The sequence below is a fragment of the Paenibacillus soyae genome (assembly GCF_024623455.1).
GTDB lineage: Bacteria > Bacillota > Bacilli > Paenibacillales > Paenibacillaceae > Pristimantibacillus > Pristimantibacillus soyae.
The window spans coordinates 354709-374564 of the sequence record NZ_JANIPJ010000003.1; the positions used below are offsets into that span (position 1 = coordinate 354709).

Below are 19856 nucleotides of genomic sequence, written 5' to 3' on the forward strand. Positions count from 1 at the left end.
GGAGCCTATAATAGAACTCGACCCCCTTTTTTATAATATAAACACTTTGGCCCGCTGCCCGTTGCAGCGGGCCCCTTTTTTTGCCCATTCGTATGATAGCTCAAACGCGTCAACCGCAGGTCCAAGCCGTCCACGGCTTCCCTCGCTTGCCCTTCCCGCCAGCCCGTCGCTTTCCTCGTCCTTGACGGCAAGCCTTTCCACGTCCTCGCTTCCCCTTCCGGGAGAGACGGCCGCTGACGCCCGCTTCCGTATCCCCCGTCCCCGTCTCGCTGCCCGAGGATTCGTTCGTGACGGAGTTCGTGCTCGGGGCGTATTGCTTAATGTTGCCGATGATGACCGTGCCTTCGTTTTTAATGATCTTAACATGCGCGCACCAGCCGAACATACCATCACCGTCCTTGTCTCCGATACAACCCGTTTCTATACCGTATGCGGAGCGATACTAGGACGAATTGGCGTTTCCAACGGGTACATGCGCCTTTTTTGGCTTACTCAGCCGTCCGGCTAAGCTCCGCGACCACGATCTCGGGCCGGTTGAACACTCGCTGAGGAAATCTGCTGTTGCCGAGCCCTCTGCTTATGATGAGCTCGGAGCTGCCGATCCGGTGGCGGCCTTCCGTATATTTCGGCCAAAAGCCTTGCTCCGGCGCATACACGCCGCCGACGAACGGCACGCGGAATTGACCGCCGTGCGCGTGTCCCGCGAAGCTGAGATCCATCCCGTAATCCGCGTACACGCGGAGCAGCTCCGGACGATGGGAGAGCAGAATCGTATATGCCTCCGGATGTTCAATGCCGGCAAGAGCCTCGTCCAGATGGGCATTCATTTTGTCTACGTCCCCGTCCCGCTCCTGGTTGAAGATCGGATCATCCACGCCGACCAAGCGGATAACGCCGTCTCCAGCCGGCAGGATAACATGTTCGTTCTGCAAAATATGGATGCCTTCGATCCGCTTCAGCCTCTCTTCGAGCGCAGGGTAACCGACCGTATTGTGCTCATGATTGCCTCTTATGAAATATACCGGGGCGATCTTAGCCGCTCCTTCCATCATCCGATAGCTGGCTTCCGCATTGAAATGGTTGCTGTCGGACAAATCCCCCGTCACGACGATGATGTCCGGCTTCAGCTTCTCCACCTTCCGCAGGAGCGGCTCTTGATCGCGCCCGAACTCCTTGCTCTGCAAATCGGACAACTGCACGATCCTATAACCGTCAATCCCGTTCGGCAGCTTCGCTGACGTCACCTTATAGGTTGTCACTCCGATTGCATTGTTTTCCAGATACAAGAACAACAGAATGACAACGACCGCCCCGATAAAATAAAGCCAGCCCCGCCGTTTCCTCTTCCCCATAAATCTCCCTCCATCCAACAACCCCAACCCCGAAGCCCGTTGACGTTATTCCTCCAGCTTCCGAAGCGCCAGGCTCCAGGACTGCCAATGCTTCCTATCCTTCGCCAGCTTGCGGAAATCATCCAGCATGTCGTCTACGCCTTCCAGCTCCGGATGCTCCCGCGCAAGCTTGGCGAGCGCAGGCGCCGCATCCGCCGACAACGTGTCCAGATAGTCGAGATCGATCTTGTCCGTAGTCTCGTAGCGCTCGATATTTTTTTCCGCGATTCTCGCGTCCAGATTGCTATAGTTCATTATAACGTACGCCGCAATGCCCAGCGCAATATAGATTTTGGCCAAAGAGAACCAGCGGTACCAGATTCGCACTATGGCAATCGCCATCAGCACGCCTAGAAAAATCATGAAGCCGCTCACCAGAAGCCGAAGCTGCGTGTAGCCGTAAGCCTCTTCATACAGGGACATGCGGCTGTATGCGGAGATCAGCATAACAAGCGTACAGCCCATCAGCACGGTCAGCATGATCTTCCTTAGCCGGTCCAGCCAGCTCTCCCCGCGCTCGACGTAATGCAAGCCGACCAGCAGGATGCAAATATTGATCAGCGCGACGAATACAAGCTCGGCAAACCCTCTTCGCGCATATTCCGCATAAGCTGTTCCCGCTGGCAGCAAGCCGTCGGCGGCGCCGAACAGATACGTGAACTGAATAATGGCGAACAGCACGTACACGGCGTTCACGCAGACCAAGACGGTGGACGCTACGATCGGGTCCAGCGTGTCTCTAGGCTTGGCCGCATCCGCCTTATTAGGGGTTAACGCAATGGCCTCCCACTCCCATGCCTCGCCCCTCTTCGGCTCTTCGGCCGGTAACGGACGCTCCTGCTTGAACATCAACCCCCAGACAAAAGAGAACAGGTAGAACGCCGCGCAGACCGCGAACAGGAAACGAAGGAAGCTTTCTTCGGCCGTCCCCCCGTCCAATAACGCGGGAAGCCGATTCAGCCAGGACATGAAGATGCCGTCCGCGGAAGCCAGCAGCAGGATGACGACGAGCAGGAGCGGCGCCGCAAGCAGCAGACCCAGGCTGATCTTGCCGAGGTTGGTGCGCGTACGGCTGCTCTCTTCGCCCATGCGCAGCCAGCCTGCCATGAAACCGAACGGTACGCCCAGATGCGCGAAAGGCGTCACCAGCCACTGCTTCAGCAGCTCCGCCCCGAACCTTGGCCGGAACCAAGGCTGCGAGCCTCCCCTCGTCAGCAGCATCGTCTGGCCGACGATTAACGCAACCAGCACCCAGAAGTTCAAGAGCCGGAACAGCTCGTTCGCGAATATCGCATAAGTAAGAGACAGCAGACCGATCGGACCGAACAACAACCATCCCGTCTTGGATTGGCCTTGCCAGCGGTCGAAGCCGCCCCGTCTTCCTTTGGTCGCATAGAAAAAATAAACGTAGAACAGCAGCGTAAAGATCGGCACCGATACACCGGCAGCGCGGCCAACGAACAAGTATTGGCTGATGAAACCGAGAATGACGGCCAGGACCCACATCGTATCGTACCGTTTCTGCCAAGGCGCGGGATCTCTCATCTCGCCATGCCCCCTTTTGTGCTTTTCTCCCTTTTATTGTAACCTAGAAAATAAGAACAAAAAGTGCAAGTTTGTTTGGCGGAATTTCATATTTTTACGATGGGAGGCTTCCCTTGAAAATACGCAGGCACTTATTTCAGTTGAGAGAAGCGTATCCGCATGTCGAGGACGGCGTGCCGATCGAGGTGACGACCGCGGAGCTGGCGGAGAAGCTGGACTGCACGCATCGCAATATGGTGCTGCTGCTGAAGCGGATGACGGAGGAAGGCTGGGTCGGCTGGACGGCGAAGCGCGGACGGGGCAACCGCTCGTTGCTGACGTTCGAGCGTCCGCTCGATAAGCTGCTGCTGGAGGAAGCGGAGGAGCTGGCGATGCGCGGCGATCTTCAATCGGCCTTCGAGCTGCTGCAGAACAAAGGAGCTGGCTCGGCGGCGCTTGGCCGATTCCAGCAGTGGCTCTCCGGTCAATTCGGCTTCCGAAGCACGCTTGACGGACAACGAAGAACGGATTCGCTGCGCTTTCCGCTGCCCGGTGCGATCGGCAGCCTGGATCCCGCGCGCATTCACTTCATTGGCGAATCCCATCTCGTCAGTCAGCTGTTCGACGGACTTGTTCGCGTGGATGCCCGAGGCGAAATCGTGCTCCCTCACCTCGCGCATGCCTGGGAGACGAACGAAGACCGGACGGAGTGGACGTTCTATCTGCGCAAGGGCGTCATGTTCCATCACGGGCGGGAGATGACCTCCGCCGACGTCCGGTTCACGCTGGAGCGCTTGCAGCGGCTTGCCCCGGGCGGCCTCTATAACTGGGTCTACCACGGAATCGAGGACATGCTAACGCCGGACTCCACCACGATCCGAATTCGGCTCAAGCAGCGCAACGAGGTATTCCTGTCGTTCCTCTCCACCAACCGCGCTTCCATCGTGCCGGAAGACGTCTGCTCCTCCGAAGGCGAGTCGTTCGGGGAAGCGGACGGTTCCGTTATCGGAACCGGGCCGTTCCGGCTGGCGAGCCGGGGACACGGCATTTGGATGCTGGAGGCATTTCCGGCTTATTTTCAAGGGAGAGCGTTCCTGGACCGGGTGGAGGTATGGACGATACCGCTGGAGGAGGAGGCGGAGAAGGATAGGCAGCAGCAGGAGCTGAGGCAATTCCAGGTGATGCATAATGTGAGGATCGAGGGGCTTACAGGCGGCCAGTTCCAGCAGGTCAGACAGTCCGGCACGACTTGTAAATTCATCACCGTGAATGAGCTGAAGCCAGGCCCGCTGCGCAATCCCGCCATTCGGGCCGCCTTGGACCGCGCCATCCATCGGGGCGAGCTGCTCAGGCAGCTGTCGGGAGACGTCATCGAAGGCGCCTCCAGCTTCTGGACGACTGAGAAGAACGGCGGGCCTTCGGACAGCCGCGGAATCAGCTATGAGGACGAATGCGTAGCGATCAAGCAGGAGCTGCGCGACGCGGGTTACCTTGGGGAGACGCTGACGCTCACTACGATTCCTCAATACGGGCATGACGCGTCGATTATTCAGGGGCTGCTCGAGAAGGCGGGCGTATCGGTAAGCGTGAGCCTGCTCCCGGCCGAGCAATTCAAAGGAGCCGAGCGGATGTCGGCCGATTTGCTGCTGTTCGCCGTCATGCTCGACGAGCATCGGGAAATCCGGCTGATCGATTTGTACAAAAGCATGATGCAGCATGCGGAACCGCAAGTCCGCGCCAAGGTGGCGGATACGCTCGAGCGCATCCTCGCGGAGCCGGACGCCTCCGCCCGCACGAGACTGTTCATCGGCATCGAGGGGCTGCTTTCCCTCCGCCATTCGCTCTTGTTCTTGTACCGCAAACACCTGAAGACGGCCTTCCACCCTTCCGTGCAGGGTATTTCGCTGGAGTCTCTCGGCTGGGTGCGGTTCCGGGACCTCTGGTTCAGATGAGGCTGCAACATACTTGCCGCTTTCAACGTATTCATGTAGACGGTATGACTACAAGACTCGATAAGGAGGTTTTTTCATATGGGACCCGGTCCATCGTTCGGAGATTCGGGCTTCGACTTCATGTTCAACATTTTCCCGTTTCTGTTCTTCCTCGTGTTTGCGCTTATTATCGGCGGCATTATCTTCAGCATCGTCAAATATATGCGTAATTCGCGTTCGCCCGAGGTGACCTCGTACGCGACGGTCGTAGCCAAGCGGATGGACGTGCGCCATCACTCGAACCACCATCACAACAACGAAATCGGCCACGCGGGCTCCTCCTCGCGCACGTATTACTACATTACGCTGCAGTTCGACAACGGCGTGCGCAAGGAGTTCCTCGACGTGAAGAACTTGTTCGGCCTCGTCGTCGAAGGGGATCGCGGCTATGCCGCCACCAAAGGCGAATGGATCGTCGCCTTCGAGCGCAGCGCGGGTTAGGCTCAAACTTTGCGGAGTCGACTTTATCCTTTGAGCGCCAACGAAATGATGCAATTCTACAGCAACTTCAACAACTGATTTGCCCAGGAACCGTTATTGATGTAAAAGTGCAGCATTTCCGAGCCAAATGACGCCCATATTGCTTTAAACTCAGAAAATGCTGCAGAATCGCATCATTTTGTTATAAATCGCGAATTCATTCAAAAAATAATGTACTTTTGCATCATTTCCCAAGCACCAAAAAAGGCGGAACAGACTAAGCCTGTTCCGCCTTTTGTTCATCCGTCCATCCGTCCATCCGCTCAGCAGCTCCCACGCCCGCCCAACTTCAGTCGGACTAAGCCAAAACCTTCTCCATGCACAAGCTCGACTCGCAGTTCACGTATTCCCCGAACCGCTCGATTTCGTAGAAGCCCTGCTTCTTGTAGAAGTTCACCGATTCGAACTGGGGAGCGCCCGTCTCCAGCCTCATGACGGTACAGCCCTGCTTCTCCGCTTCCTGCTCCAGATAGCGGAACACTTGCCGAGCCACGCCTTGCCTGCGCATCGCCGGCTCGACGAAGAAGCGCTTCAGCTCCACCGTCCGTTCATCTATTCGCCGGATACCCCCGCAACCTACGGGCACGCCTTCCCAATAAGCCAGCACGAAAGTCATCTCTTCCGACTTCGGGTCCGACAAATCCACGCCGAATATTTCATCCTGCGGATATAGTCCGGACAGATAGCCGTCCAGCTTCTCGATCAAGCTGGACAAGTCCACATGGCCCGGCTTTACCGTCTTCAATTCCAGCTTGTCCATCTCCTCGCCTCCCATCCTAGGCCTCAGCTCTCATCTGCGCTTCGAACCAGTCCCAGCCAAAGCCTACATGCTCCGGCTTGTGGGAGTCGGAGCCGTAGACGCACTCGATGCCGCGCTTTCTGCATTCGGCCAGGAACCATTCGGGCACGTAAGGCTTCCCGCAAGTCGCGACCCTCAAGCCGGCCGTATTGACGTCGATTCCGACCTTCGACTCCGCGAGCAGCGGCAGAATGCCCTCCAGCCTGCGCCTAATCAGCGCGTCGTCGAACTCCGGCAGCTCGCTTCGGAACTTCTCGATTAGATTAATATGGCCTAGCCGTTTGCGCATAGGGAGCTTCGCCGCGAAGGCTATAGCCGCTTCCACATGGTCGTAATATTCGTTCACCAGCCGGTCAATCGTGCCGTAGTACGACAGTAAATTCGTCCGGAAATCGACAGGCGTGTAGTCGATGCAGCGGGTTCCGCCGACTCCCGGCAGATAATGGACCGAATATACGACATCCTCCAATACCTGCTGCCATTCGTCTACGATTCGCTCCGTGAAGTCAAGCTGACCCGGCAAATAATCGAGCTCCAGCCCCACCGTTATGTCGATTCGCCCCTCGTAGCGCCGCTTCATTTCATTCGCGTAATCCATATAAGCGGGCAGCTCCTCCGGGGGCATCGCCAGCTCGGCGAACAGCTTCTCGTCCGGCACCAATCCGGCAGGCAGCGGCGGATGCTCGCTTATGGTATACCGTTGGAAGCCCAGCTCGATAGCCCGATCTATATAGAGCTCCTGTGCGGCATCGCTGCCATGATAACAGAATCTCGTGTGCGTGTGCCCATCCCATTTCAACATACTCTTCCACTCTCCCGCCTATCTATTTTCATCTAGAGTATCACTTGTCCGGCATCAGGTAAATCGAGATTTTTTTGCGATAAATCGGCGTATTTCCCCGGAAATAAAGGATATTCCATACGATGTGTCGAATAAAGCGTTTGCAATGTCATGGAAAATGTAGGAGGAAAGTCATGAAGCGAATACATGAAAGGGTGAAGTTTGTCCTTATTCCAGACGCGAACAAGCCCGTTCGACACTTTACCGTGCCGAAAGTCTTATTCTTCGCGATTCCTATCCTCATCCTTATGCTAGCCCTATGTTCGGCGATTTTCATCATATTCAACTCCGGTCACGCCAGTCAGGTCAAGCTGCTGCAGCGTCAATTAGCCCTCTCGGAAACGAATTACGAGGATATGCTTCAATCCAGAGAGGAGCAGATCGCCGTTCTCGAATCGGACCTTGCCTCGTTATCCCAACAGGCAGCCGAGGTCGAGGACAGAATGACGGAGATTGCAGAGCTGGAGTCCGAGCTGAAGAACATCGCGGGTATCGAAGAGCCTGATATTCCCCTGTCGGACGGACAAGGCGGCGAAGAATTTGTTGTATCCGCCGCAGAGACCGATGCCAATCTCGCTACGGCAACCAAACAAAGCTTCAGCGAAATGACGTCGATGATGGAAGCCATGAAACCCAGCCTGGAATCGACCAAAGAGGCTTTGATCGGTTATCAGCGCTTGCTGGATATGACGCCAAGCATTTGGCCCGCAGATTCCCGCCGGGTGACGTCGACGTTCGGCGTCCGCAGAGACCCGATCTCCGGCAGATCTGCGGTTCATTCCGGACTGGATCTCGGAGGAAACCGCGGAGACCCGATCTATGCCGCCGCGGATGGCGTCGTTACCTTATCGGAACGCGGTTATCCGCAGGGCAACAACATTCTGATTGATCATGGGCGCGGAATGGAGACCAGGTATCTGCATTTGAACAGACGGCTCGTCGAGATCGGAGATACCGTGAAGAAGGGCCAGCTGATCGGAGAGCTTGGCAACACCGGCAGAAGTACGGGACCGCACCTCCATTACGAGGTTATCGTGAACGGAGAGCATGTCGACCCTATGCCTTATATCAAAGAAGACAGGAAGGAACCGTGACCGACTATGTTCAAGAACAAACCAGCCGCCGGCAAAATCAATCCCGACGCAACGGATACGCTTATCGGGGAAGGCACGACTTTCGAAGGAAAGCTTAGAACGGAAGCCAGCATCCGCATCGAAGGCACGATAATCGGCGACATCGTATCAAGCGGCGACGTCATCATCGGGGAGAACGGCCGGGCCAACTCCAACGTCTCGGCCCGTGACTTGGTATTAGCAGGTCAGCTGAACGGCGACGTCGAGGTGCGGGGCAAGCTGACGATATGCGCGACCGGCGTACTGAACGGCAATATCGCCGCGCAATCGCTCATCATCGAATCCGGCGGCGTATTCAACGGCAGCAGCAAAATGCCCGTGAGCAAAGCGTCGGTCACGCCTGTCGAGTCGCAGAAAGAGCTTAAAGCGTCGTCTTAATTCATCCTTCCCATCAACCAAAAACGATCATGCCGGCCGCTCGAGCCGCATGATCGTTTTTTTGAGGGCTTTAACAAACCTTAAAACAGCCCTAACATTCCCTGCACATTTCTTGGTTACACTGATCCTAAGAACGCCAGTCCCGCGCGCTTAGGAGGTTTCCGAACATGAACATGGTCAAAAACGCGGCGCTCATCTTGATTGCCGCCGCCACGCTTTACGGAGGGCTGACGAATCCGCCTGCACCATTGGAGGAAGCCGATTATGCCCCCATCGAGCAGGTCTCCCGGCAAACGGGAGGAGAGCTCACCTATGATGATGTTAACGGCACGATCGATATCGCCGCGAAGGGAGTTACCTACTCCCTCCTTCTGTCAGAAGGCCGGATTCGGATCAACGGGGCGAGCTGTCCCGGGGATTTCTATACGAAGGACGGCATCACTTATATGAGCAAGGGGCAAGCCTTCGAGCTGCTGGACTCCCCTCATCCGTGCTAGGCTAACCATCTCCTGAGTTGTCTCTACATTGTTGAACCATCTGCGTTCTACTATTCCATACCCATCTTGCAACACTGCCACTATTACCGATGCTTTGCGATCCACCTTACCCCGAAGTCGACCAAAGGCCTTACCCGCACAAGCCGAATATCCGCGTCTCCGATCTTTCCTATCTGCACACTGCTTACTTCCTTCTCGAAAGCTTCTCCCAGCCGCGCAAAATCGTCGCTGTCCAAGTTAATTTCATCGTAAGTGACCCATTGCCTTTGCCCGTCCGCGAGCAGAGGAGCGCCCTGCTTAACATAAGCTTTGGACGCATACTCCGCCCGGTATTCCGACAAATGCAGCGAAGTGCACCGGTCGTAACCGACCCCGAACAATAACACATACCCATCCAACTCATAGAGGCGCGCTAGCGGCGATTGTTCCCCCAGACCATAGTCGATCGAATGATTCTCCGTGATGACGGCCGCATGCTTGCCCTTTGCCGCGAAGGATAGCTGGGGATGCCGGCTTCGAAGCGTGCCGTTCCGCTTGCGGAAGCATTCCGCCGTAACGCCCATATGGCCGCTTGGAGTTAGATCCGGCTCGAACGGCGGCATCTCCGCCCGAATGATCTCCCACCACTCTTCCGGCACCGGCGGATATCGCCATTCCGAGGGCTCCGACAAATTCGGTGTGTGCGCGGGCATGACGAGCGTTCCGTCTCCTCCAAGAGTCTGCTCCAAAGCCAGAATAAGCGCCGAAGGCCCTCCCGCGATCCAGCGGTTCGCCGCCTTTAGCGAAGCGTGAACAAGCAGCGTCATGCCAGGCTTAACGCCGGTCTCCCGAAGTCCTTGCGCAATCGTTGATACGGTTAACGGCAGCGCCGATGTATTTAACGTCATGTTGATCCCATCCTTCTACCTCATAGCTTTCCTTTAGCTTACCAATCTCCGTGTATAAAGAGGAAGTGAAACGTTTACTATAATGGAAGATTCCCGTCAAAAGGAAGGGAACTCTTTCCGGGAGTCTAAGCACTCCCTTGATGAAGTGGCTGTTTTGGAATAACGGCATTTCTACTGTTATTTTTACTCAAACTTCAACATCTCAAGGAAATAGCACCCAAAATACCATTAATATAATCCCTAATGAAGAAACTTCATATTTCCTAAGGAATTAGTGCCGTTATGTCCGCTATTTGAACGAGAGCCTATTGTCGCTTAGAAATAACATCATTTTTTCCGCTATTTTCGCCCAGACCTTACCAACGACGCAGCATTACTCGATCAAAGAAAAAACCACGCCGGGCATCAGCCGGCGCGGTTCGAAAATTCGCATCAAAAACCTTTTATGTATGAGAGTCTCTACAGCTGTTCCGCGTTTTTGAGCGCATGCTCCCAGCTAGGAAAATAGAACAGCGCGTTCTTCATGAGCTCAGGGTCGTTCTGCTTCACTTGCTTCTTGCTCACCGAGCCTCCACTAGTCTGCAGCTGCTTGATTCTGCGGACGACCTCGTCCGCGCCAATCGTGGAATCCATCAGCAATCGCTCCTTTCCTAGAGTGTTCTCCCACTTTATAGTTTGTCACACTCGGAACGATCTATACGCCAATGTGAAGAAAAATGACGCGGCCAGACGTCCATTCCCGCTCCTCGCTCTAGGCTGCCAACTCGATGACGATGCCCGCCGCCGCGCCCGCCAGCACCACCAGCCACGGAGGAAGCTTCCAAAATACAAGCAAGATGAACAGAACCAATGCCGCAACGAAATCGGCCGTAGAGACGACCGCGTGCTTCCAGATCGGGTCGTAGAGCGCCGCAAGCAGCAAGCCGACGACGGCAGCGTTCACGCCGGTCAGTATACCCTGCGCGGCAGGCGAACGCCGGAGCAGCTGCCAGAACGGCAACGTGCCGACCACCAGGAGAAACGCAGGCAAGAAGATAGACGCCGTCGCCACAATTGCCCCGATCAGCCCGTTCGAAGCGGCGCCTATATACGAAGCGAACGTGAACAACGGTCCGGGTACGGCCTGCGCCGCTCCGTATCCCGCTAGAAACTGTTGCTCGCTGATCCAGCCTGCTCCAACGGCTTCCCTCTCGAGCAGCGGCAGCACGACATGCCCTCCGCCGAATACGAGGGACCCGGTCCGATAGAAGCTGTCGGCCATCGCCAGCAGCGGATCCCAGTCCCGTAACCAAGGCAGCAATAGCAGCAGCGCGGCAAATATGGACAAACTGGCTATCGCCGCACCCCTTCCGATCCGGTACGGGCTTGCCGCTCCAGACCCGATAACCGAGACGGAATCGGGTGACGGTCCGGATAAGGCTCCGGTCTTCCGGTACAGCCAGAGGCCGACGAGCCCTGCAAGCAGGATCACCGCGACCTGCGAATATGCCGTCTGCCATAACAAGACGGCGCCTGCGGCGACGGCCGCAATGGTCATTCGGGTCCGGTCCGGCGTCAGCTTCTGACCCATTCCCCATATGGCATGGGCTACGACGGCAACCGCGGCGAGCTGAAGACCCTGCAGCCATCCCGCCCGGCTGACGTCCGTGCCGCTTAATAGCCACTCGAACAAAACCAGCAGCACAACCGACGGAAGCGTGAAGCCGAGGAACGAAAGCAACCCTCCGAGAAGACCGCCTCTGACAATCCCGATCCCTATGCCGACTTGGCTGCTTGCGGGACCCGGCAGGAACTGACAGAGGGCCACAAGCTCCGCATAGCCCGCCTCGTCCAGCCACTTCCTTCGTTTGACGTATTCATTATGGAAGTAGCCCAGATGCGCGGTCGGCCCGCCGAACGAGAGCAGGCCGAGCTTGCCGGAAACGCGTAAAATTTCGAGCCAAAGCTTTATTTTGCTTCTCATCCGTACAACCTCCAATTGTTATCAGAGCCATTGTAAGCAATGGTAGCGGAAATGAAAAGCAAAGGATTTGTAAAAGCGATCCTAATTCCTATTCGACGCGTCGGCCGAGCCGGTCTGCCTAACGCGCGGATACTTAACGGCTTCCATTAGAGCTCTCGCTCCGGCGGCTATCGCGACCAGGAAAAACGCGACGGCCGCAAGCGGGAGCGCCGTCCACTCCCAGATCGATTTCTCCAGCAGCGTCTGCCAGCCAATGGCGGCGAGCCCGCCGATGAAGGAGATGCCGGATATGTGAATCAGCGAACGGCCAGCCGCGCCGGGCATCGAAGAACGCAGCGTCAGCCAAGCAAGGAACGGCAGCGCCTGCACCGCGTGGAAGCCCAGTCCGTGGAACCAGATCAGGTTGCCTTCCGCGCCTAAGAACCGCCCTTGGTTGACCGAAATCATAATACCGCCAGCGAACGAAAGCAGCACGGCGATCATCGCATACCGGATGCTGACCACGACGGCGGGCTGCAGCTCATAAGAGCGCCTGCGGAAAAACATGATCGCAAAGACGAGATAGTACACGACGAGCAGCAGCGCCACGAGGGCGAAGCCCATAGCCACGACATTGTCGAACGCGGAACCGTCTTCCACGAATCTCGGATTGACGCCGCGCGCATGCTGTACGGTTTCCGCGAAATACGAATACAGAGCGAGCACAATGTAGGACCAACGGAAAAACGCCCGCCCCTTGCTTCCCATCCCCGACATCGGCGCGATCGCAGCCGTAGACAGCATGAACACGCCTAATGCCGCGTTAAACGAAAAGGCTTTCGCGAGTCCCGCTCCCGGAGTGTCCTCCGTCCCATACAACAGAACCCCCGCGCCGCACAGCAACGCCAGCAGCAAGCCTAACACTCCCGTCCATACCAACGCTTTCTCGCCCTGGAACCACAATGATTTACGCAAATTCCTCACCCATTTCCTGTAAAGTCATACCTTCACTTTACAGGAGGAATGCACGCCCTCGTGACGGGCCGCGGGATGATCTTCCCGTCATGCTTTGGTCCTCCGACCAAAGCTCAGGCCTGCTGGACCAAGGTCCAGCAGGCCTGCGGGCTGCTTGCTTATTCTTCTATTCGCCGGGAAGCCAACCAACGGGCTCAAACTCCGACTCTAATTCCACAGCTCCGAGTTGCCGACGGACACGAAGTCCGCGCCGTTGTCCAGCGCTTCGCGCGCTTCTTCCTTATACCGGATCAGACCGCCGACAATAAGCGGCCTGCTCATCTTCGCCCTCACTTCCCGGATGATGCGCGGCATAAGCCCCGGCATCAGCTCCACCTCGTCGGGCTTGCTGGAGGCGATCATCCGGATGCCCGTATCGACCGCCGCCGAATCGATGGCGAATATGCGCTGGATGCTGCGTATGCCTGCCAGCCTCGCGGCGGCAACCGCCTGGCTTTTGGTCGTGATAATGCCGTCCACCTCGAACGTCCGCGCGAGATAATGAATAGCCGATGCGTCGCGGCCGATTCCCTGCATCATCTCCATATGGACGTAAACCTGCTTGCCCGCTTCATGCAGCTGTCCCACGACATCTCCGAGCGTCGAAATATCGCCGGTCATCAGATTAATGCGCGTAACCTGGCTTCGGATCGCCTGCGCCAGCTGCTCATCGCTCGTAATCGACGCGATGATCGGATTCACTCCCCCGTTCCTCATGCGGCTCCCCCTTCTCCCTGCTCTAGTGCCCGTCTACTTAATCCCCGAATGAATGAAGCTGTTCATGAACTGGCGCTGGAACAGCATGAACCCGAGCAGAAGTGGCAGAATGACGATCATCGTTGCCGCCGTCACTTCGCTCCACTGCGCTCCCGTCTCGAACGATTGCGCGAATATCGCGAGGCCCACCGTAAGCGGCCGGTTCTCGACCGAATTCGTAATAATGAGCGGCCACAAGAAATTGTTCCAATGGTAGCTGACCGATACGAGACCGAACGAGACGAACGCCGGCCCCGACAGCGGGATGTAGATTCGCCACAGCACCTGCCACAGACTGCAGCCTTCCATGCGGGCCGCTTCATCCAGCTCGAACGGGATCGTCTTGAACATTTGCCTCAGCAGGAACACGCCGAACGCCGACGCGAAATACGGAATCATGATGCCAAGCTTCGTATCCAGAAGCGACAGATCTCTTAGAACGTTATAGTTCGGGAAGATGAGAATATCGGCCGGAATCATGATCTGCGCCAGGAATAGAACGAACACGACCGATTTGCCCCAGAATTCGACGCGCGCGAAGGCGAATGCCGCCAGGGAGACGGTCAGAAACTGTATGGCGAAAACGCCCGCGACGATGATCAGCGTGTTCAAATAGTACGTGTTGAACGGCGCCGAATTCCAGACATGGGTAAAATGCGTCAGCGTGAAGTCGAACGAAAACGACGACGACAAGGCCAGCCGCTTCGGACGGAAGGCGGTCCAGACCGTCCAGACGAGAGGCACGAGCCAGACGGCGGCCAGTATATACATGAAGCCGTAGCCTATTTTCTTCATCATGGGTCTGCTCCTCCTAACGATAGTGGATCTTGCGGTCAAGTCCGAAGAACTGGAGCGCCGCCAAGAGCAGAAGGAAGATAATCATGACGGTCGTAAGCGCGGAGGCCATGCCCTGATCCCAGAAGCTGAACGCCGTCTCGTAAATATAGAACAGCAGCAGGTTGCTTGCGTTCTCCGGTCCGCCCTTCGTCATAATCCAGAGATGGTCGACCAGCTTGAACGAGTTCGTCAGAGCGATGATGGAGACGAACAGAGTCGTCGGCATAAGCAGCGGGAACGTGATTCGCCAGAAGACACGCCATGCTCCGACGCCGTCCACCTTGGCGGATTCATACAGCTCCTCGCTGATGTTCTGCAAGCCTGCCAGATAGAACACCATGAAGTAACCCGCTTCCTTCCACAGAATCATAACGATCATCGCCCACATGACAAGATCCGGCGTCCCCAGCCAGTTCGGGCCCGTCAGGCCGAACGGCTCGAGAAACCGGCTGATCATCCCGTATTCGGGCGTGTAGATGAACAGCCAAATGTTGCCGATCGCGATCATCGGCACGACCGTCGGATAGAAGAACGCCGTTCGGACGAGTCCTTTTGCCCGCATTACCTTATTGGCGAACAGCGCCATAAGCAGAGACAGGAGGATGCTTGTCGGAACGGTTCCGAGCGCAAACCATGCATTGTTCTTGATCACTTTCCAGAATACGTCGTCCTCCGCCATCCTGCTGTAATTATCGAGCCCAATATAAGAAGGCTGCGGGGTGCCGAGATCAGCCTGATAGAGGCTGAGCTTCAGCGATCCCGCAACCGGATAGAGGGTGAACAGCACGAGGAAGAGGAGCGAGGGGAGCAGGAGAAGCCACGCGAACGCGTTCCTTCTCCATGCTCTGCGCCTAGCTGCCGTCCCCACCATGGGTCATCTCCCTTCGCTTACTTGTTGAACGGCTCGAGCGCCTTGTCCGCTTCTTCCTGCGCCTTCTTGAGCGCGGAAGCGACGTCGGACGAGCCCGTCAGGACGGATTGGATCGCGTCGCTGAAAATTTTGGACACCTTGCCGTTGTTGTGCGTCGACAGCTCGGCCGATGCGTACTCCAGCTGATCGCGCGCCACGAGCGCTTCCGGGAAGTCCGCCGCGTACGTCTTCATCTTCTCCGTCTCGTAAGCGGACATGCGAGGGGCAACGTAACCCGTGTCGATGCTCCATTGCGCGATGCGCTCGGAGTCCGTCATGAAGCGGATGAATTTCCATGCCGCTTGCTTCTTCGCGTCGCTGAGGCCTTTGAAGACGTAGAAGTTGCCGCCGCCCGTCGGCGTGCCGTATTGCTTGTTCTTCGGCAGCATGGCGACGCCGAAATCGAATTTCGCGTTTGTTTTGACGTTCGTCAGGTTGCCCGTCGTGTGGTACATCATCGCCGTCTTGCCTTCGATGAAATCGGACGGCACCGTGCCCCACTCGATCGCGCCTTCCGGCATCGCCTTGTGAACGGCCGCCAGGTCTCTCCAGAATTGCAGCGATTCCGCGTTTTCCGGCGTATCAAAGAACACCTTCTTGCCGTCCTGCGTCATAATGTTGTCGCCCGTTTGAAGCGCGAACGTTTGGAACATCCAGTACAGGAAGCCGGTCGACGGAATTTCGAGGCCCCATTGACCGTCTTTGGTCAGCTTCTTCGCGTAATCGGCCAGCTCTTCCCATGTGCCCGGCGCTTTCTCCGGATCCAGTCCGGCCGCTTTGAACGCTTCCTTGTTATAGAAGAGAACGATCGTGCTGCGTTGGAACGGAATCGCCCATGTCTTGCCCTCCGTAATGCCGTTCTCCATGAATGCCGGATAGAAGTCCTTGATATACTCGTCGCCGCCGTCGGCCGCGATCAGCTCGTCCAGGGGCTCGATCGCGTCCATGTCGAGCAGCGTGAACAGCTCGGTAGAGAGCAATACCGCCAGATCGGGAGGCGTCCCGCCTTGAACCGCGGCTTGCGCTTTGACCATCGTATCGGCATAGCTGCCCGTGTAGATGGGCTTCACGGTAATGTTCGGATTTTCCGCCATAAAGTCCTGAGACATCTTCTCGACGACCTCGGTAATCGGGCCGCCTACGGCAACCGGGTAATAAAAGCTGAGCTCTACCTTTTCGTCCGAAGGCTTGTCTGCTTCTTTGGTCGCCTCCGGCGTTTGCGTCGCCCCTTCGTTCGCGCCGGCATTCGATGCCGCCGGCGTGTTGTTGCCGCCCCCGTTGCTCGAGCAGCCGACCACGATCATGGCGCATGCACAGATCAAGAGTAGTGCTTTCATCATTGCACGCATGGTTTGTAACTCTCCTTTGTCTCGACTTTTACTTCGAGGACAACTATATCGCTGGAATATTTGTACAATGTCAACGTTGTATTGAGATGTTGTAAAAGATTGGAACTTGCAAAGGTGGTTGAATGCGGGAGGGCAATCGCCCATAATCTAGAGGAAGGAAACGGAAATTTCAGGAGAGGATGTCGACCGATGATTCCAACAAACGCATTGAAAAACGGAGGCGGGAGCTGCGATTTTACAATAGAAGTGATAGGAGAAGGAATGGCGGTGGCGGCGCCCGACCGGACGCACATTACGCTTGGCGTCGTGACGGAAGGCAAGGACGTTCAGCCAGCGCAGAAGGAAAACGCGGAAAAAATCGAAGCGATTATCGCGGCGCTCGAGAGGCTCGGGGTGCCTCGGGAGAACATACAGACCAAGACGTACAGCATCGAACCGCAATACGATTACGCGGACGGCGTCCAGACGTTCCGCGGCTACAAGGTTACGCATCTGCTCGGCATTACGCTGGACGGCGTCGCAGGCGCGGGAGCGGTCATTGACGCGGCCGTCGCCCAGGGCGCGAACGCGATAACGGATATCGTCTTCTTGTCCTCGGAATCGGCCAAATTCGAGGCGCTCGCGCTTCGCGAGGCGGTTCGGAGCGCGCAGGAGAAAGCGGCGGCCATCGCCGGCGCGCTTGGCGTCTCCTTGTCCGCCATTCCTTGCAAGGTGCAGGAGCTTGGCCAGGAAGCCGCGCCGATCCGGTTCAAGACGGCCGCGCTCTCGATGGCCGATTCGCAGACGCCGATCGAGCCCGGTCAATTAACCTTCAGAGCCGCGGTACGAGTCTGGTACGTATTCGCCTGAGCCAGCCGCAGCTTGCTCTCGTCCAGCGCGGAGTAATCGAACAGACGTCCTTCGAAGACGGTCTCAAGCTTGGCGTTCTCGCGGAAATGCTGCGGGGTCACAAGCGCCGCCGGGCGGTCGTTCCACAAGCCGACTCCGCCCTTGTTCATCGCTTCCGCCACGAACTGCGAGCAGAAGCACGCATTCTGAATCTCGAGATCCTTGCCGGCGAGAACGCCGAGCAGACCGAGCAAATTATACGAATAACGTTCTTTGTTCCGCTTGAAATAATCGATCGCGGCGGCCACGGCTTCCTTCTGGCGGGGCGTTACTTCCAGCCGAAGAAGCTGGCAGGTCGTGTTCGGGAAGTAGCGATACGTCCCGTAATACACGTCTTCCTTGACGAAGCCCGCGTTCAGCGGGTTTCGCGCTTCCTTGCGCCCGAAGCTGTACAGCTCGTTCAGCTCCGGGTCCAAGGAGATGGAAGCGTGGTTGTACGGCGCGCCCGTAAAGCATTTGATCAAACGCGTGAATGCGGTACCCGTGTTCGTGAGCAGGATATAGATATAAGCTAGGTTTTGGGAGCCAGTCATTTCGGTTGCGATCGGCATGCTCTACACCTCTTCGTCGTTCGTAGTGGAAGCCGCGTCTCCGGCTTGCTTTCACTATAACAAGGAGGTCTCGAAGGGAATAGTACCAACTCTTAATGGTACCGGATTACCGCCTAAGCGAGGTTGTCGATACAACGCCATACCGCGAGAGCAGACGCTTGCCGATCCAGGCGACGCCGCGGTCCGTCAGGAAGCCCATCAGCCCTAAGCTGATCAGCCCTACGAAGATCCAATCTGTCCGGAAGAACAGCCGCGAATTCCAGATCAGGTAGCCAACCCCTTCGTTCGATGCGATCATCTCGGCGCCGATAATGGCCATGAACGACGTCCCCATCGCCAGCCGGATGCCCGTGAACATATAAGGCACCGTTGCGGGAATAATGACATGTAACACGATTTGCCATTCGGATGCTCCCATGCTGCGCGCGGAACGGATTTTGTCCTCCTCCACGGACAACACGCCCGTCAGCGTGTTCAGCACGACGATAAAAAACGTGGCGTACAGGATCAGCGCGATTTTCGACGTCTCTCCGATCCCGAACCAGACCAGGAACAGCGTGATGAAGGCGATCGGCGGGATGAACCGGATAAAATTAAGGAACGGCTCGGCAAACGCGCGGATCGGACCGACCTTGCCGATCACGAGTCCGACCGGAATGGCGATCAGGCTACCGATCGTCCAGCCGGCGAGCACGCGGTACGAGCTGATGCCGATATACTGCAGCAGCGTTCCGTCCCGGAGCAGCTCATACCCGCCTTGCGCCGTATAGATCGGACCCGGCAATATTTCCGGACCGTACACCAGCGATAATAGATGCCACAGCACGAAGCCGGCCAAGACGAACAGGAGGTGAAGCCCTCCTCTTTTCAGCTTTGCGGTCATGTCGGCTCCTCCTCTCTATTCTTCGAAATGGGATTGAATTTGATCGTGCAGGACATGGAACTCGGGGGAGGATAAATCCCTCGGGTAGGCCAGCGGCACGTCGTAAATATGCGAGATGCGGGAGGACGGACCAGGCGACATAATGCCGATGCGGCCGCCGAGCAGCAGCGCTTCTTGGATATCGTGCGTGACGAAAATAACCGTTTTGTCCGTGCTCCGCCAAATATTCACGAGCTCCTTCTGCATCGTGCGCCGCGTCATCGCGTCCAGCGCGCCGAACGGCTCATCCATAAGCAGGATCGCCGGGTCGTTGGACAAGACGCGGGCCAGCTGCACCCGCTGCTTCATGCCTCCGGACAGCTCGCGCGGGAATTTCTTCTCATGGCCGGACAAGCCGACCAGAGCGATGAATTTGTCAGAGATGACCTTGCGCTCCGCGGCCGGGATCCGTTTCATCCGCAAGCCGAATTCGACGTTCTCGCGAACCGTCAGCCAAGGGAACAGCGAAGAATCCGCCTGCTGGAAGACGACGGCCCGGTCCTGGCCCGGACGCTCGACCTCCTTCTCCCCGACGCGCACCTGCCCGGACGTTTTGGAGACGAAGCCGGCGATGAGGCTGAGCAGCGTCGACTTGCCGCAGCCGCTCGGTCCCAGCAGGACGAAGAACTCCCCGCCTTTGACGGCCAAATCCACATCCTGAATAATATAATGCAATTCGCCGGAGGCCGATGCTTGCTGCGAATAGCTTTTGTTCAGCCTTTCAATATGAATTTCGTTGCGCTTCGACGCTGCCCTCATCTCTTCA

At 56.9% G+C, this 19856-nt stretch carries 22 protein-coding genes; 6 read left to right on the forward strand and 16 right to left on the reverse strand.

Annotation, left to right across the window (positions count from 1 at the left end; translation table 11 throughout):
• Positions 1 to 109: 109 nt before the first annotated feature.
• The 3 genes from NQZ67_RS06735 to NQZ67_RS06745 all read right to left on the reverse strand — a co-directional run bounded on the left by NQZ67_RS06735 (position 110) and on the right by NQZ67_RS06745 (position 2936).
• Positions 110 to 385, reverse strand: a complete 276-nt coding sequence (locus tag NQZ67_RS06735) for a hypothetical protein (protein WP_257443979.1) — start codon at positions 383 to 385, stop codon at positions 110 to 112.
• A 103-nt stretch (positions 386 to 488) separates the two neighbouring features.
• Entirely contained in the window at positions 489 to 1352 is an 864-nt protein-coding gene (locus NQZ67_RS06740; RefSeq protein ID WP_257443981.1) for a metallophosphoesterase, read from the reverse strand.
• Between the two features lie 45 nt (positions 1353 to 1397).
• Positions 1398 to 2936, reverse strand: a complete 1539-nt coding sequence (locus tag NQZ67_RS06745) for a DUF4153 domain-containing protein (protein ID WP_257443983.1) — start codon at positions 2934 to 2936, stop codon at positions 1398 to 1400.
• A 113-nt stretch (positions 2937 to 3049) separates the two neighbouring features.
• On the opposite strand from NQZ67_RS06745, the gene NQZ67_RS06750 reads away from it, so the two are divergent.
• Together NQZ67_RS06750 and NQZ67_RS06755 are read left to right on the forward strand one after the other, a co-directional pair.
• Positions 3050 to 4867 carry an ABC transporter substrate-binding protein gene (locus tag NQZ67_RS06750; protein WP_257443985.1) on the forward strand — a complete coding sequence of 606 codons (1818 nt, stop codon included), beginning with the start codon at positions 3050 to 3052 and terminating at the stop codon, positions 4865 to 4867.
• 78 nt (positions 4868 to 4945) lie between these two features.
• A complete protein-coding gene (locus NQZ67_RS06755) occupies positions 4946 to 5347 on the forward strand; it encodes a DUF2500 domain-containing protein (protein ID WP_257443987.1) in 402 nt (133 codons plus the stop codon).
• A gap of 337 nt (positions 5348 to 5684) precedes the next feature.
• Here NQZ67_RS06755 and NQZ67_RS06760 read toward each other — a convergent pair whose 3' ends face one another.
• Positions 5685 to 6146, reverse strand: coding sequence for a GNAT family N-acetyltransferase (locus NQZ67_RS06760; protein ID WP_257443989.1), 462 nt, complete (start codon positions 6144 to 6146; stop codon positions 5685 to 5687).
• Between the two features lie 16 nt (positions 6147 to 6162).
• Positions 6163 to 6987, reverse strand: a complete 825-nt coding sequence (gene hisJ, locus NQZ67_RS06765) for a histidinol-phosphatase HisJ (RefSeq protein ID WP_257443991.1) — start codon at positions 6985 to 6987, stop codon at positions 6163 to 6165.
• Positions 6988 to 7160: 173 nt separating this feature from the next.
• On the opposite strand from hisJ, the gene NQZ67_RS06770 reads away from it, so the two are divergent.
• From NQZ67_RS06770 to NQZ67_RS06780, 3 genes are all read left to right on the forward strand, one after another.
• Positions 7161 to 8120, forward strand: a complete 960-nt coding sequence (locus tag NQZ67_RS06770) for a M23 family metallopeptidase (protein ID WP_257443993.1) — start codon at positions 7161 to 7163, stop codon at positions 8118 to 8120.
• A 6-nt stretch (positions 8121 to 8126) separates the two neighbouring features.
• Positions 8127 to 8537 (forward strand): bactofilin family protein, encoded by a 411-nt coding sequence (locus NQZ67_RS06775; RefSeq protein WP_257443995.1) that lies wholly within the window; start codon positions 8127 to 8129, stop codon positions 8535 to 8537.
• Between the two features lie 167 nt (positions 8538 to 8704).
• The gene (locus NQZ67_RS06780) at positions 8705 to 9034 is read left to right on the forward strand and encodes a hypothetical protein (RefSeq protein WP_257443997.1); all 330 of its coding nucleotides are present in this window, start codon (positions 8705 to 8707) and stop codon (positions 9032 to 9034) included.
• Positions 9035 to 9117: 83 nt separating this feature from the next.
• Here NQZ67_RS06780 and NQZ67_RS06785 read toward each other — a convergent pair whose 3' ends face one another.
• The 8 genes from NQZ67_RS06785 to NQZ67_RS06820 form a co-directional block, all read right to left on the reverse strand.
• Positions 9118 to 9921: an AAC(3) family N-acetyltransferase gene (locus NQZ67_RS06785; protein ID WP_257443999.1), complete on the reverse strand. Its 804-nt coding sequence runs from the start codon at positions 9919 to 9921 to the stop codon at positions 9118 to 9120.
• A gap of 459 nt (positions 9922 to 10380) precedes the next feature.
• Positions 10381 to 10554 carry a hypothetical protein gene (locus tag NQZ67_RS06790; protein ID WP_257444000.1) on the reverse strand — a complete coding sequence of 58 codons (174 nt, stop codon included), beginning with the start codon at positions 10552 to 10554 and terminating at the stop codon, positions 10381 to 10383.
• Between the two features lie 118 nt (positions 10555 to 10672).
• Positions 10673 to 11884, reverse strand: coding sequence for a chromate efflux transporter (gene chrA / locus NQZ67_RS06795; RefSeq protein WP_257444002.1), 1212 nt, complete (start codon positions 11882 to 11884; stop codon positions 10673 to 10675).
• A gap of 81 nt (positions 11885 to 11965) precedes the next feature.
• Positions 11966 to 12838, reverse strand: coding sequence for a hypothetical protein (locus NQZ67_RS06800; RefSeq protein ID WP_257444003.1), 873 nt, complete (start codon positions 12836 to 12838; stop codon positions 11966 to 11968).
• Between the two features lie 207 nt (positions 12839 to 13045).
• On the reverse strand, positions 13046 to 13594 hold the full coding sequence (locus tag NQZ67_RS06805) for a glycerol-3-phosphate responsive antiterminator (protein ID WP_257444004.1): 549 nt from the start codon (positions 13592 to 13594) through the stop codon (positions 13046 to 13048).
• 33 nt (positions 13595 to 13627) lie between these two features.
• Positions 13628 to 14431, reverse strand: coding sequence for a carbohydrate ABC transporter permease (locus NQZ67_RS06810; protein WP_257444006.1), 804 nt, complete (start codon positions 14429 to 14431; stop codon positions 13628 to 13630).
• A gap of 13 nt (positions 14432 to 14444) precedes the next feature.
• Positions 14445 to 15341, reverse strand: a complete 897-nt coding sequence (locus NQZ67_RS06815; protein WP_257444008.1) for a carbohydrate ABC transporter permease — start codon at positions 15339 to 15341, stop codon at positions 14445 to 14447.
• Positions 15342 to 15358: 17 nt separating this feature from the next.
• The gene (locus NQZ67_RS06820; RefSeq protein WP_257444010.1) at positions 15359 to 16729 is read right to left on the reverse strand and encodes an ABC transporter substrate-binding protein; all 1371 of its coding nucleotides are present in this window, start codon (positions 16727 to 16729) and stop codon (positions 15359 to 15361) included.
• Between the two features lie 189 nt (positions 16730 to 16918).
• On the opposite strand from NQZ67_RS06820, the gene NQZ67_RS06825 reads away from it, so the two are divergent.
• Complete coding sequence (locus tag NQZ67_RS06825) at positions 16919 to 17578, forward strand: SIMPL domain-containing protein (protein WP_257444011.1); 660 nt, start codon at positions 16919 to 16921, stop codon at positions 17576 to 17578.
• On the opposite strand, the gene NQZ67_RS06830 is transcribed toward NQZ67_RS06825, so the two are convergent.
• The 3 genes from NQZ67_RS06830 to NQZ67_RS06840 form a co-directional block, all read right to left on the reverse strand.
• A complete protein-coding gene (locus NQZ67_RS06830; protein ID WP_257444013.1) occupies positions 17530 to 18168 on the reverse strand; it encodes a hypothetical protein in 639 nt (212 codons plus the stop codon). The two genes, NQZ67_RS06825 and NQZ67_RS06830, sit on opposite strands and share 49 nt — an antisense overlap.
• A 106-nt stretch (positions 18169 to 18274) precedes the next feature.
• The gene (locus NQZ67_RS06835; RefSeq protein WP_257444015.1) at positions 18275 to 19051 is read right to left on the reverse strand and encodes an ABC transporter permease; all 777 of its coding nucleotides are present in this window, start codon (positions 19049 to 19051) and stop codon (positions 18275 to 18277) included.
• 15 nt (positions 19052 to 19066) lie between these two features.
• Positions 19067 to 19849 carry an ABC transporter ATP-binding protein gene (locus NQZ67_RS06840; protein WP_257444016.1) on the reverse strand — a complete coding sequence of 261 codons (783 nt, stop codon included), beginning with the start codon at positions 19847 to 19849 and terminating at the stop codon, positions 19067 to 19069.
• Between the last annotated feature and the right edge of the window lie 7 nt (positions 19850 to 19856).

Bases quoted from the DNA above. Each gene is read 5' to 3' on its own strand.
- NQZ67_RS06755 (WP_257443987.1), top strand. From the start codon at position 4,946: ATGGGACCCGGTCCATCGTTCGGAGATTCGGGCTTCGACTTCATGTTC.
- NQZ67_RS06770 (WP_257443993.1), top strand. From the start codon at position 7,161: ATGAAGCGAATACATGAAAGGGTGAAGTTTGTCCTTATTCCAGACGCG.
- NQZ67_RS06740 (WP_257443981.1), bottom strand. From the start codon at position 1,352: ATGGGGAAGAGGAAACGGCGGGGCTGGCTTTATTTTATCGGGGCGGTC.
- NQZ67_RS06830 (WP_257444013.1), bottom strand. From the start codon at position 18,168: ATGCCGATCGCAACCGAAATGACTGGCTCCCAAAACCTAGCTTATATC.
- hisJ (WP_257443991.1), bottom strand. From the start codon at position 6,987: ATGTTGAAATGGGATGGGCACACGCACACGAGATTCTGTTATCATGGC.
- NQZ67_RS06810 (WP_257444006.1), bottom strand. From the start codon at position 14,431: ATGATGAAGAAAATAGGCTACGGCTTCATGTATATACTGGCCGCCGTC.
- NQZ67_RS06815 (WP_257444008.1), bottom strand. From the start codon at position 15,341: ATGGTGGGGACGGCAGCTAGGCGCAGAGCATGGAGAAGGAACGCGTTC.
- NQZ67_RS06785 (WP_257443999.1), bottom strand. From the start codon at position 9,921: ATGACGTTAAATACATCGGCGCTGCCGTTAACCGTATCAACGATTGCG.
- NQZ67_RS06780 (WP_257443997.1), top strand. From the start codon at position 8,705: ATGAACATGGTCAAAAACGCGGCGCTCATCTTGATTGCCGCCGCCACG.
- NQZ67_RS06835 (WP_257444015.1), bottom strand. From the start codon at position 19,051: ATGACCGCAAAGCTGAAAAGAGGAGGGCTTCACCTCCTGTTCGTCTTG.
- NQZ67_RS06805 (WP_257444004.1), bottom strand. From the start codon at position 13,594: ATGAGGAACGGGGGAGTGAATCCGATCATCGCGTCGATTACGAGCGAT.
- NQZ67_RS06825 (WP_257444011.1), top strand. From the start codon at position 16,919: ATGATTCCAACAAACGCATTGAAAAACGGAGGCGGGAGCTGCGATTTT.
- NQZ67_RS06735 (WP_257443979.1), bottom strand. From the start codon at position 385: ATGTTCGGCTGGTGCGCGCATGTTAAGATCATTAAAAACGAAGGCACG.
- NQZ67_RS06775 (WP_257443995.1), top strand. From the start codon at position 8,127: ATGTTCAAGAACAAACCAGCCGCCGGCAAAATCAATCCCGACGCAACG.
- chrA (WP_257444002.1), bottom strand. From the start codon at position 11,884: ATGAGAAGCAAAATAAAGCTTTGGCTCGAAATTTTACGCGTTTCCGGC.
- NQZ67_RS06745 (WP_257443983.1), bottom strand. From the start codon at position 2,936: ATGAGAGATCCCGCGCCTTGGCAGAAACGGTACGATACGATGTGGGTC.
- NQZ67_RS06790 (WP_257444000.1), bottom strand. From the start codon at position 10,554: ATGGATTCCACGATTGGCGCGGACGAGGTCGTCCGCAGAATCAAGCAG.
- NQZ67_RS06820 (WP_257444010.1), bottom strand. From the start codon at position 16,729: ATGCGTGCAATGATGAAAGCACTACTCTTGATCTGTGCATGCGCCATG.
- NQZ67_RS06840 (WP_257444016.1), bottom strand. From the start codon at position 19,849: ATGAGGGCAGCGTCGAAGCGCAACGAAATTCATATTGAAAGGCTGAAC.
- NQZ67_RS06760 (WP_257443989.1), bottom strand. From the start codon at position 6,146: ATGGACAAGCTGGAATTGAAGACGGTAAAGCCGGGCCATGTGGACTTG.